General features: G+C 45.2%; 12 protein-coding genes. 3 read left to right on the top strand and 9 right to left on the bottom strand.

Features of this window, described 5'->3' with window-relative positions; genetic code table 11:
• Positions 1–72 precede the first annotated feature (72 nt).
• The 3 genes from pgsA to uvrY are packed head-to-tail and all read right to left on the bottom strand — an operon-like array spanning position 73 to position 3,161.
• On the bottom strand, positions 73–621 hold the full coding sequence (gene pgsA, locus A8L45_RS14075) for a CDP-diacylglycerol--glycerol-3-phosphate 3-phosphatidyltransferase (RefSeq protein ID WP_068903359.1): 549 nt from the start codon (positions 619–621) through the stop codon (positions 73–75).
• A 45-nt stretch (positions 622–666) separates the two neighbouring features.
• Entirely contained in the window at positions 667–2,493 is a 1,827-nt protein-coding gene (gene uvrC / locus A8L45_RS14070) for an excinuclease ABC subunit UvrC (RefSeq protein ID WP_083228350.1), read from the bottom strand.
• A 23-nt stretch (positions 2,494–2,516) separates the two neighbouring features.
• Entirely contained in the window at positions 2,517–3,161 is a 645-nt protein-coding gene (uvrY, locus tag A8L45_RS14065; protein WP_068903358.1) for a UvrY/SirA/GacA family response regulator transcription factor, read from the bottom strand.
• 362 nt (positions 3,162–3,523) lie between these two features.
• Here uvrY and A8L45_RS14055 point away from each other — a divergent pair, with 362 nt between their 5' ends.
• Entirely contained in the window at positions 3,524–4,249 is a 726-nt protein-coding gene (locus A8L45_RS14055) for a type 1 glutamine amidotransferase (RefSeq protein WP_068903354.1), read from the top strand.
• Between the two features lie 41 nt (positions 4,250–4,290).
• Here A8L45_RS14055 and A8L45_RS14050 read toward each other — a convergent pair whose 3' ends face one another.
• From A8L45_RS14050 to puuE, 5 genes are all read right to left on the bottom strand, one after another.
• The gene (locus A8L45_RS14050) at positions 4,291–5,502 is read right to left on the bottom strand and encodes a urate hydroxylase PuuD (RefSeq protein WP_068903352.1); all 1,212 of its coding nucleotides are present in this window, start codon (positions 5,500–5,502) and stop codon (positions 4,291–4,293) included.
• 79 nt (positions 5,503–5,581) lie between these two features.
• Positions 5,582–6,088, bottom strand: coding sequence for an ureidoglycolate lyase (locus tag A8L45_RS14045; RefSeq protein WP_068903350.1), 507 nt, complete (start codon positions 6,086–6,088; stop codon positions 5,582–5,584).
• 69 nt (positions 6,089–6,157) lie between these two features.
• Positions 6,158–7,150, bottom strand: a complete 993-nt coding sequence (gene alc, locus A8L45_RS14040) for an allantoicase (RefSeq protein ID WP_068903348.1) — start codon at positions 7,148–7,150, stop codon at positions 6,158–6,160.
• A 177-nt stretch (positions 7,151–7,327) separates the two neighbouring features.
• Positions 7,328–7,843 carry a 2-oxo-4-hydroxy-4-carboxy-5-ureidoimidazoline decarboxylase gene (gene uraD, locus A8L45_RS14035; RefSeq protein WP_068903346.1) on the bottom strand — a complete coding sequence of 172 codons (516 nt, stop codon included), beginning with the start codon at positions 7,841–7,843 and terminating at the stop codon, positions 7,328–7,330.
• A 4-nt stretch (positions 7,844–7,847) separates the two neighbouring features.
• On the bottom strand, positions 7,848–8,768 hold the full coding sequence (gene puuE, locus A8L45_RS14030; protein WP_068903343.1) for an allantoinase PuuE: 921 nt from the start codon (positions 8,766–8,768) through the stop codon (positions 7,848–7,850).
• A gap of 390 nt (positions 8,769–9,158) precedes the next feature.
• Between puuE and uraH the strand changes: the two genes are divergently transcribed.
• Together uraH and A8L45_RS14020 are read left to right on the top strand one after the other, a co-directional pair.
• Positions 9,159–9,512, top strand: a complete 354-nt coding sequence (gene uraH / locus A8L45_RS14025) for a hydroxyisourate hydrolase (protein ID WP_068903340.1) — start codon at positions 9,159–9,161, stop codon at positions 9,510–9,512.
• A gap of 101 nt (positions 9,513–9,613) precedes the next feature.
• Positions 9,614–10,939, top strand: a complete 1,326-nt coding sequence (locus A8L45_RS14020; protein WP_068903338.1) for an NCS2 family permease — start codon at positions 9,614–9,616, stop codon at positions 10,937–10,939.
• A 91-nt stretch (positions 10,940–11,030) separates the two neighbouring features.
• Here A8L45_RS14020 and A8L45_RS14015 read toward each other — a convergent pair whose 3' ends face one another.
• A complete protein-coding gene (locus tag A8L45_RS14015; protein ID WP_068903336.1) occupies positions 11,031–11,639 on the bottom strand; it encodes a TetR/AcrR family transcriptional regulator in 609 nt (202 codons plus the stop codon).
• Positions 11,640–12,162: the final 523 nt, after the last annotated feature.

The following is a 12,162-nucleotide window of genomic DNA, read 5'->3' as shown; positions in this document are numbered from 1 at the left end:
GATTGGTCTGTCACTTTGGATGGGATAAATGAACAAAGAAAAAAGCCGGGTCACAACCCGGCTTTCTTATACTCAATCAGCGAGAAGGTCATCTTTAGCCGCTAAAAGATATTGATACATAGACCAATAAGTAAGGGCAGTTGCAGCATAAAGCGCAATATAGCCAATGGTGATGATAAACGAATCAGGCCGCCAAAGGAGCATAGTTAATGCAAACATTTGAGAGGCAGTTTTGAACTTGCCCACCCAAGATACTGCGACACTGGCACGCTTACCTAATTCAGCCATCCATTCGCGCAGCGCTGAGATAATCACTTCACGGGCAATCATTGTCGCTGCAGGCAACGTGATCCAGATGCTGCCATAGTGCTCCGCAATGAGCACCAACGCGATAGCGACCATCACCTTATCAGCGACGGGGTCAAGAAACGCCCCAAAGCGTGTCGTTTGATTTAAGGTCCTGGCCAGATAACCGTCTAACCAGTCCGTAAAACCAGCAATAACAAAAATGAGAGCTGCAAAAAATGCAGACCATGAAAAGGGGAGATAGAACGCGACAACAAAAACCGGGATTAATGCAATGCGTATCAGGGTAAGAATCGTTGGTAAGTTAAGTCGCATACTTTATTTAGATATAATGGATTACTGCTGTATGGTGCCGCAACGTCAGTGTTGTTGCAATGAAGAATGAATTTTCTCCGCTAAAACCCGGCTAATACCCGGTACTTTGGCGATTTCTTCGACACTCGCTCTTTTTAATTCTTGAATTCCGCCCATATATTTGAGCAATGCCTGCCTTCTTTTGGGGCCAACACCTTCAATTTCTTGTAAAACGCTCGATTTTCTAACTTTAGCTCTTTGCGCCCGGTGACCGGCGATCGCATGATTATGACTTTCATCACGAATATGCTGAATAAGATGGAGCGCGGGAGCGTCTGAGGGTAATGAAAACTCTTCTCCACTGACCTTTATCAGCGTCTCCAACCCAGGTTTACGCGTCACTCCTTTTGCCACGCCCAGCATCAGAGGATGCTTTGGCCAGCAATCCATGAAGGGTTTCACCACCTCCCACGCACGATTAAGCTGCCCCTTGCCACCATCAATCAAAATGATGTCAGGAATTTTTTCTGGGTCCATCTGCTTGCCATAACGTCGTTCTAATACCTGCGCCATCGCAGCATAGTCATCACCACCTGTAATTCCGGTAATGTTGTAACGACGATATTCAGGTTTGACTGGCCCATCCTGATTGAATACGACACAAGACGCCACTGTTTTCTCGCCCATGGTATGACTGATATCGAAACATTCCATCCTTTTAATAGGATCGAGCTGCAGCGTCTCCGCCAGTGCCAGAAAGCGATTATGAATGGTCATTTTATGATTAATCTTACTGGTCAACGCAGTAGCAGCGTTGGTTTGAGCCAGTTTAAGAAAACGTGCCCGGGCACCGCGGGGCTTACTCTGAACAGATATCTTGCGGCCAGCTAACTCAGATAATGCCTTGGTCAGCAGTTCAAGTTCCTCACCCAGATCTATCCCCACCAAAATGCTCGTAGGAACTGTTCTGCCCTCAGCCTGCTTTATGTAAAACTGTCCGAGGAAGCTGGCGACCACTTCCTCAGCGTCTGTATTTGCTGGCATTTTCGGGAAATAACTCCGACTCCCCAGTATTTTTCCTTGACGGAGAAACAATACGTGGATACAAGCAACACCGTTCTCAATAGAGACGCCAATAGCATCCAAATCGTCCTCACTGTCCTGAGAAACAAACTGTTGCTCCTGCACTCTTCTCAGCGCTTGAATCTGATCTCTGTATTCGGCCGCTTTTTCAAACTCCAGATTCTTACTGGCCTCCTCCATTTTAGTCACCAAGGAGGCAATCACCTGTCTGTCCTTGCCTTGCAGGAACTGACGGGTGTAATCAACCATTTCGCTGTAGTGTTCCTCGGAGACAATACCTTCTACACAAGGACCAGAACAACGGCCAATCTGATACATCAGACAAGGGCGTGTCCGGTTTGCATACACAGAGTCCTCACACTGTCGAACAGGAAAAATCCTCTGCAGTAAATACAGGCTTTGTCTTACGGCACCAGAGTCTGGGAACGGACCAAAATACTCGCCCTTTCTCCTCTTAGCACCACGATGAATGCTCAACCTCGGATGCCTGTGATTGCTAAGGAGAATATAGGGATAAGATTTATCATCGCGGAGTAAAACGTTATAACGAGGAAGGTGTTTCTTGATCAGATTATGTTCAAGTATAAGAGCTTCTGTTTCACTATGCGTCACAGTGAACTCAACATCAGCGATTGCTTTGACCAATGCCTTTGTTTTTTCACCAACAACGTTTTTGCGAAAATAGCTCGAAAGGCGCTTTTTCAGCGCCTTCGCTTTACCGACATAAATGATCTGCCCATCAGCATCCATCATACGATAGACACCGGGGCTCTCCGGGACTGTTTTTAAAAAACTTTTGGCGTCAAACACGTTTTTTCTGGCGTCTATTGTTGTCACAAAGTTTCCGTATCCAGAATACCATGTCTTATTGCGAGGTGGGTCAATTCAACATCACCGTTAATACCCAGCTTGTTAAACAATCTATAGCGATAGCTATTTACCGTTTTAGGGCTGAGATTCAACTGTTCAGAAATATCTGTCACCTTTTGCCCTTTCGTAATCATCATCATTATCTGAAGCTCGCGCTCTGATAAGTCCTTGAAAGGGTTTTCAGATGCAGACGAAAACTGGCTTAATGCCATTTGCTGAGCAATTTCTGGTGAAATATATCTTTGTCCACTGTTAACAGCACGAATCGCCTGTACCATTTCGTCAGCACCAGCGCCTTTGGTCAAATACCCAGCTGCACCAGCTTGCATAACTTTGGTTGGAAACGGGTTTTCCGTGTGTATTGTCAATACAATAATTTTTATGTCCGGGTTATACCTGAGCATTTTTTTGGTCGCTTCCAAGCCACCAATTCCCGGCATGTTCATATCCATTAAGATGATGTCAGCATTAGAACTTCGACACCACTTAACTGCTTCTTCACCGCTTTCGGCTTCCCCTACCACTTTCATTCCACGGGCGTCTTCAAGAAGGCGCCGTATCCCTGTGCGAACCAGCTCGTGATCATCTACTAGGAAAACACTAATCAAGCTTGTTTCTCCACTATGATAATGGCTCGGCACATCACTATGATGTCCAGACTCTCTCCAGCATCTTACTTGAGTTTAACCCAACAATGAAAGGCTGGACACTTGCAATATGTGGTCAACTGCAACTTTTAGTTTCCACTAAACACATTTTGCTTATCATTCGAACAAATGGTGAATCTTTTTTGCTCATTTTTTGCGTTAATTTCATGGCTAATGTATTGATATGACACACAACAGAAGTTGTTGATAGCCCAGTTGTGAGAATCTTTATCTATTTCACTAACAAATGAAATTTTTAGCGGCATAACTGGGTCAGACTGCAAAATATAGACAAGTTCAGTCATAAAGAGGCATGTGTATATATGAGAATCGGTATCCTTCTCTGCGATGAACACTATCCCGAGTCACTGGATGAATTTGGGACTTATGATCAAGACTTTATTACTATGCTGTCTACTTGTGGTGACTTTACTTTTTCTGTTTGGCGATGCTTTAACTCTGAGTTTCCCTCGTCCGTTGATGAATGCAATGCATGGGTCCTGAGTGGCAGCAAATCCAGTGTTTATGAGCCGCTACCATGGATTGAAAGTTTATGCGATTTTGTACGACGAGCAGATCAGGAAAAATGTCCCACGGTCGGCGTTTGTTTCGGACACCAACTTATACATAAAGCGCTGGGTGGAATCGTTGAAAAATCACAAAAAGGCTGGGGAATAGGGACCCGCCCTTTCACCATTCAATCGGACTTTTCTTTGCTACAAAAAGAACAAACCATCAGCCTAATTGTTGTCCATCAGGATCAAGTGATCACTCCAGCTGACGGTTTTACATGCATTGCCAGTTCCGAATTCTGTCCCTTTGCCATTACAACAAAAAGCCAGCATATACTCACCTTTCAACCACACCCTGAGTTCAGTGTTCCATTTTTCCTTCAGCTCCTCGAGCAACTTCGTCCTAAAGCAGGCAACAAGAAGGTGAATGACGCTTTGTTATCCATATCAGAGCACAGTGGAGGTGATAGGACATTGATTGCCAACGTGATCTACCAATTTCTGATAGGTGAAGATAGTATTGTTGGGCCCCGGTAAAGAGGCCCATAACATTTATTGATGCTAAAAAAAGTAAAACACTAGTTTATCGGTGCTCCAGCGGCAGCCCATGCGCCAACGATGTCTCTCTCTTCTTCCGTCATTTGCGTCAGGTTACCCAAGGGCATTATCTGAGTTGTCACAGACTGAGCAACGATTCTGTCTACATCGTTCTTCATCTGCTCGGGCGTATCCAACATCACACCAGCGGGCGCACTGGCAAAAGATGGGTGCGTGGGTGCCGCAGCATGACACACAGTACAACGCTCACGAATAATGGATGCGACTTTTTGAAACGAAACTGCAGGTACATCGGCTCCATGAGAGTGCGAATGTGCAGTTGGTGCCACCGGCGATGCTCTGTCCGGTATAGACACATATGCGAGGCACACCATACCAAGCGCCGCTGTGGGTAACGTCCACGCATACTTCTGGCTGCCATGGCGTGTATTAAAATAGTGACGCACCATGACACTGAGCGCCGCCAGTGCCGCCAAAATCAGCCAGTTGTATTCCGAACCATACGTACTCGGAAAATGGTTGCTGATCATGATGAAGAGTACAGGCAAAGTCAGGTAGTTATTATGTCTAGAGCGCAATAACGCTTTTGCGGGTAAAACGGGGTCAGGCTCAAGATTTTTCTCAATCGCATTCACGAGTGAGCGCTGTCCCGGCATGATGACGAAAAAGACATTACCCACCATGATGGTGCCCATGATTGCGCCGACATGAATATATGCTCCTCTACCACTGAACACCAAGCTCAGTAGCCATGCTGCGAATACAAGGAACAGGTACAACAACACGCCAAGCAATGCAGGCTTTTTACCTAAAAAAGAGTTACAGGCAATATCATAAATGACCCAACCCAACGCCAGTGCCAGTAAACCTATACCGACGCCAGCTAGTGGCGAAATATCGCCGCCCGGTTTTATCAGGTATAAGTCCGCATTGGTGTAGAAAACAACAACAAGCAGTCCCATACCCGTTAGCCAGGTAAAATACGCCTCCCATTTAAACCAATGTAAATCATCCGGCATCTTAGGCGGCGCAAGTTTGTACTTCTCAAGGTGATATATACCACCACCATGAATTGCCCATAAATCTCCAGATAATCCCTCTCTTGGACTGGCTCGGTTTAGGTTATTTTCAAGCCAGACGAAATAAAATGATGCTCCGATCCAGGCAATACCCGTGATCATGTGAACCCAACGAATAGCAAGATTCAGCCACTCGATAAAAATCGGTTCCATAACTTCCTCCTGTTCGATTTTGACTCCAACCTTTGCACTCATGTCAAAATCGAAAAATGTTCTAATAACTTAATATTTTTTAGGGATTTATAATTAGTCTATCGTTTTTATTAAATTCAAATTCATCACAATTGTTGCCTTCACCATCGCGATCGACAATCAAGAAACGTTCATTCTGATTAAGCACTAAAGCGGGATGATGCCAAATACCCCGGTGGTAATTAACGCCTTGTTGGCCATCGGTGATAAATGCCTGAATCTGTTCAGGATCAGGCTGCTCTCCGACAGGCGCAACGACGACAAGAAAAGGGGTGTTTTGGAGCGGCACAAAAGCCTGCGAACCTTTCGGATGCCTTTCCAACAAACGCATTTCTAACGGATATGGGTAAGGCTCTACAGTGAAAATACTCATAATCACATCAGAGCCTTGGTCTACATCTGCTGCAGCCAGTCTGTGATAACGATGAGCATAACCATTGTTAATTGCGAAATGGTCGCGGTCTTTAATTTCAATCACTTCTCCGAACGGCTCAAAAGCCTCCTTGGTCAGTGGTTGAATGTTGATGATACGTTTTTGATCAGACATTATTACTCCCTTGATAATTCATGAGGCCTCATTTACTGCATGTTGAATGACCCTCATACCCATATTCTTCTACTGTCTGGTGCCAAAGAGTCGGATACGGCTCAGGCCACCATCAGGAAAAATATTCAATCTGATCATGTTGATTGGCCCGATATCGGCCAGTTGCTGAACGTACTCATGAATGGTGTGTGCAGCCAGATTCTGGGGAGGTAATAATTCTCTCCAGTAAAGGCTTTGTGTTGCCATTTGATCCGGCGTACCACCCTGAACAAATGCAGCTTGAATTGAGCATTTGTCGGGGAAATTGCCTTTAAAATGAGCTGTGTCGATAACCACTCGATTGATCGTTCCCGAGTGACCGAGTTGCATTACCACCCAGTCATTACCAGGCTCCCTGCGCCTTGCTGTTTCCCATCCGTCGCCCATATTGACACCGCGTCCGGGCATATTGAGATTAGACATATGGCCGAAGTGCTGATCATTACAGGCTAACGCTTTACCGCCATTTTCAACTGCGAGTAGATCGATTTCCTGTTCGGGTGATACCTGGCTCCAGTCAATCTGGGGATGACCATATACTCGAAGTCTCGCAACACCGCCATCGGGATAGATATTGAGTCGGATATGGGTAAAGTCCCTGTCTGGGATATCTACAGCGTGATAATGATGACTGTTACCATTGAGGTTGACGGAGTCGAGGATAGTCTGCCATTCAGTATTATCATCGGGATCGCCGTTGGGAGAATAGCAGGCATCCACTGACGCCGAGGGAGGGAAGTTACCCGTGAAGTGGGTAGTATCTATATCGAGCCCATGGATGTATCCCGGCAGACCAAGGCGAATCAAGCAGTGATCATAGCCTTCACCGCGCTTTCTTCGCGATTCCCAGCCGTCCATCCACTTACCGTTATCATCATAAACGTCTTCGCGCCACTCTGCGGGCTCATCCTTAACGAGACGGCTTTTATCCGCAAAAAAATCATCAGTGGCATAAATGACTTCGGTACCCAGTCTGGCGCTCGCCAAATTCACTGAGGTACAAAAATCAGTCTCTTTACTCATATTCACTGCATCCTTTGGTTAATATAAAGATACGTCCCTTACCCTTTCACCCGACCAATACAGTGTCGATATGCTTCAATTTGCAGAACGTGTTTATTCCTGATTACATGGTGCACTCGTTAATTATAAAAGGTAACGACAAGTCCCCTTTTGTCTTGTCAAAATCCAGCCGAAGAGTTAGAGCTCAGCCAGACGAAATGCGGCGATTTTATTGATTTCCTCATACGCCGTTTCCAGCTCAATCTCTCTGGTATTTTCGATACGGCTGACAAACGCGGCCAGAATGAGGTCTTTGTTGGCCCCTTTCACTGCCATGATGAAAGGGAAGCCAAACTTTTGTTTGTAGGCATCATTCAATCGGGTAAATGTCTCGAACTCTCGGGGCGAGCACTGATCTATGCCTGCCCCCGATTGCTCTGCCGTTGAGGATTCAGTTAATTCACCCCTCATCGCAGCTTTGCCTGCCAGATCTGGGTGTGCTTTTATTACCTCTAGCTTTTTATCTTCTGTTGCATCATTGAAGACGGTTGCCATTCGTGTTTTGAAACTCTCTTTTTCGTCGTCACTGTCGCCAACACCCTGTTGCCACACCTCAGCTGCGATCCATGGGCTGTGTTCGTATATGCCGCCAAACATTTGCATGAAATCTTGTTCAGTCATTGTTGACGGCGAGCACGTGGAAAACCTAGCCATGACGTTATCCTTGAATCTTCTGATAAGGGTGGTGTTGATGCCAATGTCTGGCGATATCAACACGTCGGGTACACCACACTTTGTCGTGTGACTGAACATACTCAATAAAACGTTTCAGAGCAGCCATCCGTCCGGGACGGCCTACCAGACGACAGTGGAGGCCAACCGACATCATTTTGGGGGATTCAGCTCCCTCCTCGTACAGCACATCAAAGCTGTCTTTCAGGTATTGGAAAAATTGATCGCCTGAGTTGAAACCCTGTGGCGTTGCAAATCTCATATCATTCGCGTCTAGGGTGTATGGAATAACCAGTTGCGGTTTTTCGCCTTCGGTATGCCAGTAAGGCAAATCATCATCATATGCATCGGAGTCGTATAAAAAACCGCCCTCGTCGGCAACAATTTTTCGGGTATTGGGACTGGTTCGTCCTGTATACCAACCCAGAGGTCTCTCTCCCGTTATGTCTTTGAGTGCAGCAATAGCACGGTGCAAATCCTCAGTTTCAGCCTCAACGGACACGTCTTGGTAGTCGATCCAACGATACCCGTGACTACAGATTTCGTGCCCATCATCAGCCATCGCCTTTATCACTTCGGGATATCTCTCAGCTGCCATACCCACCGCAAATATGGTTAGAGGTATTTTCTGTTCTCTGAAGTACCGTAAGATTCGCCAAACGCCAACACGAGAGCCGTATTCATATATCGACTCCATCGAAATGTGTCTTTTCTGCTGAAGTGGTTGAGCAGCAACTATTTCAGAAAGAAAAGCCTCTGATTCTCTATCGCCATGCAACACACAGCGTTCGCCACCTTCTTCATAATTCAGAACAAACGATACCGCTATACGTGCGTCACCCGGCCATTGCGGATGAGGGGGGTTATCAGCATATCCTTTCAAATTCCTTGGATAGTCATGAGCCATGTTGTCTCCTTTGCGGGGTACCACAGATAATTTTGAATGCACCTAAGTAAGTATTGCAGATTGTATACAATAATCCAACAGAATGATAAACACTTTATTCCCCGCACTGAATTATGTAAATTAATCCTTTAATTTCAATTGAATAAATATAATACAAAGAACTAAAAATAGTTTTTTTTCTCAGTTTATTATGGATTTAAACTGCACATATTGTGTCCTTAAAGGTGATTTTGATACATGTTTTCTCACTTTGAATACATGTTACAGCACATTGAAACTTGCTATTTGTATGCAACCTTACCAGACTAAACTGTGCAGTTCCGGTTTAACCCAGTAAATAAAAACTGGGAGGACGCAATAACAATTAATGACTACATAGTAGAGGGAATTATGGGCAAGTTGACGACACATGTTTTGGATACAGCAAGTGGAAGACCTGGTACAAATATCTCGATTTCTTTGTACAAGCGGACAGGCTCTGAAAGCGTGCTGATCACGTCAACGGTCACCAATCATGATGGACGAACAGACTCTCCCCTTTTACTCGGAGATGATCTCATCAAAGGACAGTATGAGCTGGTTTTTGAAACGGCAGATTATTTTAGGCAACAGGGTATGACTCTCGACGAAATCCCATTTCTTGACGACGTGGTGCTGAGGTTTGGTATTAATGACCAAAACCAGCATTATCATGTTCCCCTTTTGGTCTCTCCATACAGCTTCTCAACATACCGAGGCAGCTGATTTTCGCGTCGACAATAGACAACGCATAGTTGAACAAGTTCGCTCTTCAGGCTGTCGCCCGAGGAAGGCTTGTTTGCAACTGAATAAAACAGGAAGAAAACATGGAAGACACATCTAAATTAAAAAATAAGGGTGCACTTCAACACTTCTTTAAAATTGCTGAGCATGGTTCGAGCATCAAACAAGAGGTAATAGGAGGCATTACTACCTTCGCAACGATGGCATACATCATTTTTGTAAATCCAAGTATCATGTCGTCAACTGGTATGGATGCAGGTGCGTTATTCGTGGCCACTTGCATTGGGGCAGCAATAGGCACGCTGATGATGGGCCTGTTTGCTAACTGGCCAGTGGCGCTCGCTCCGGGTATGGGGCTAAATGCTTTTTTTGCATTTACCGTAGTCGGTGAGATGGGCTACTCCTGGCAAGTCGCACTCGCAGCTGTATTTGTCTCTGGCGTCATTTTTGTTGGATTGAGTGTATCTAGCGTCAGGGAGTGGATACTCAACAGCATTCCCAATGATCTTCGTTATGGAATGACTGCTGGAGTCGGCTTATTCCTTGGCATAATAGGTATGAAGACAGCGGGTATTGTCGCTGCAAGTCCTGCCACCCTTGTCACACTTGGAGACTTTACCAAACCTGAAGTAGGCCTTGCAGGATTATGCTTCCTCATTATCTGTGTGCTATCTGTACGTCAGGTTTTTGGTGCAGTATTGATAGGTATATTCAGTGTCACGGCGATTGGAATGTTCCTTGGCCTCGTTGAGTACAATGGACTTGTATCATCTCCACCGAGTATCGCACCAACATTTATGGCAATGGACTTTGGCGGCATTCTCAATGTGGGCATGATCAGCGTGATCTTAGCCTTCTTGTTCGTCAATATTTTTGATACCGCAGGCACGCTGATGGGCGTTGCAGAACGAGCCAACCTGGTTAACAAAGAAACGGGTAAGATAGATGGATTACCAAAAGCGTTAAAAGCCGACAGCTTTTCCAGTGTTGTCGGGGCGTGTTTTGGCTGTCCTCCTGTCACCAGCTATGTAGAGAGTGCATCAGGTGTCTCGGCTGGAGCAAGAACGGGGCTCTCTGCTGTTGTCGTTGGGTTGCTTTTTTTAGCAGCTATGTTTCTTGCACCGTTAGCCGGTATGATCCCCGCCTATGCCACAGCAGGCGCATTGATTTATGTGGCGTTTCTTATGATGGGAAGTATCCGCCATGTCGATTGGGATGACTTTACGAACGCAGTGCCAGCTGCGGTTACCGCACTGATGATGCCGTTAACCTTCTCAATTTCAAATGGCATCGCACTTGGTTTCATTACCTATACCGTTCTAAAAGTCGGTACAGGTAAGCAGGATCAAATTTCTATCGCCATGTACATATTGAGCGCGCTGTTTGTACTGAAACTCTTACTCATGTGATCAGTGCTCGCTAGCATCATAATTATCACAATGAGTCCGCACCTGCGGGCTCATTGTTTTATGCATGTCATCCAAGCATGCCGGGTGCTGACTAAGATTTTACCGCACATCCTTTCAAAACTATTTCAGCTAAAAAATTCGCGGCATCCTCGTAGTCTTTATCGTCAAGCTCACTTTTCCCAGCGACCTGACAAATCTGCCAATTAAAGTCGGCGTATGTCTGTGTAGATGCCCATAACATATATACGAGATGATAAGGTGAGACAGGTGCCATTAACCCTTTTTCGATCCAACTCTCAAACTTTTGAATTATAAAACGGGACTGTTCTAGCAAAGCATCAGATATATCTTTCGGTAGATGTGTCGCTCCAGTCATCACCTCGTTAGCAAACGTCTTCGATGCAAGCGCATGATCTCGCGAGATAATAATTTTCGTTTTTATATATTCCGTTAACGCTTCGCGGGGATCATCCGTTTTAGAAAGAGGTTCAGAAGCAGCAAGTAGCGGTTTAGTAACACTCTCAAGTACTGCTCTGTAGAGTTTGTCTTTGGTGTTGAAATAGTAGTAAAGGTTGGGTTTTGGCATCTCTGCCTCGCTGGCAATCTCTGCAGTGCTGGTACCTGCGTACCCTTTCTCTGCAAAAAGTCTGCTGGCAACGTTTATTATTTTGTCCTGATTTTTTTTCCTGATACGTGACATCATTTCTCCATGTAGCGATACCGAAAATTAACCTCTTAATCCTACTGTCTCCCTAAGAGTAGAAGGTGGCATTGCAACGTTGTCTCAAGATGCATGGCAAAGTATATACGCATGCGATCTTAAGATGCAGCGTTTAGTTATTTTTCATGACCTTCAGACAGCTATCATTGTGTCAGAATAAGAGCACTGTAATCAGAATGGATTTTCGAAGATGGTTTACCGGAGGTATGCTGAAGATTAGATAACAGTTCTCACTGTTTATCTGTCCAAGGTATCAATCAAGATTCAGTCAATACTCTCTACGAGCAGGTTTGTCACGCGGATTTAGCATCATTGAAGTCAGAGAGAGCTCTGTACCCCAAAACCTAAACCATGAGGCTATTTGAGTTAGTTGTGTGTATTCCACCCGAATGAAAGTGTCTGTTTTGAAGAGAGCTTGAGAAAATATAGGTAACGCGCGCTGTCTTAACCTACTTCTCATTGACGGAATGACATGTCATCAATAAGTACTGCTAAGTTTGAA

The organism is Veronia pacifica (assembly GCF_001707825.1).
Taxonomy (GTDB): Bacteria; Pseudomonadota; Gammaproteobacteria; order Enterobacterales; family Vibrionaceae; genus Veronia; species Veronia pacifica.
Note: the sequence above shows the minus strand (reverse complement) of the source record. Positions and strands in the feature narration are given on the sequence as shown.

Coding starts and splice junctions, on each gene's coding strand:
- A8L45_RS14045 (WP_068903350.1), bottom strand. CDS start 6,088: ATGTCTGATCAAAAACGTATCATCAACATTCAACCACTGACCAAGGAG.
- A8L45_RS14055 (WP_068903354.1), top strand. CDS start 3,524: ATGAGAATCGGTATCCTTCTCTGCGATGAACACTATCCCGAGTCACTG.
- A8L45_RS14015 (WP_068903336.1), bottom strand. CDS start 11,639: ATGTCACGTATCAGGAAAAAAAATCAGGACAAAATAATAAACGTTGCC.
- uraH (WP_068903340.1), top strand. CDS start 9,159: ATGGGCAAGTTGACGACACATGTTTTGGATACAGCAAGTGGAAGACCT.
- alc (WP_068903348.1), bottom strand. CDS start 7,150: ATGAGTAAAGAGACTGATTTTTGTACCTCAGTGAATTTGGCGAGCGCC.
- A8L45_RS14020 (WP_068903338.1), top strand. CDS start 9,614: ATGGAAGACACATCTAAATTAAAAAATAAGGGTGCACTTCAACACTTC.
- uraD (WP_068903346.1), bottom strand. CDS start 7,843: ATGGCTAGGTTTTCCACGTGCTCGCCGTCAACAATGACTGAACAAGAT.
- puuE (WP_068903343.1), bottom strand. CDS start 8,768: ATGGCTCATGACTATCCAAGGAATTTGAAAGGATATGCTGATAACCCC.
- A8L45_RS14050 (WP_068903352.1), bottom strand. CDS start 5,502: ATGGAACCGATTTTTATCGAGTGGCTGAATCTTGCTATTCGTTGGGTT.
- pgsA (WP_068903359.1), bottom strand. CDS start 621: ATGCGACTTAACTTACCAACGATTCTTACCCTGATACGCATTGCATTA.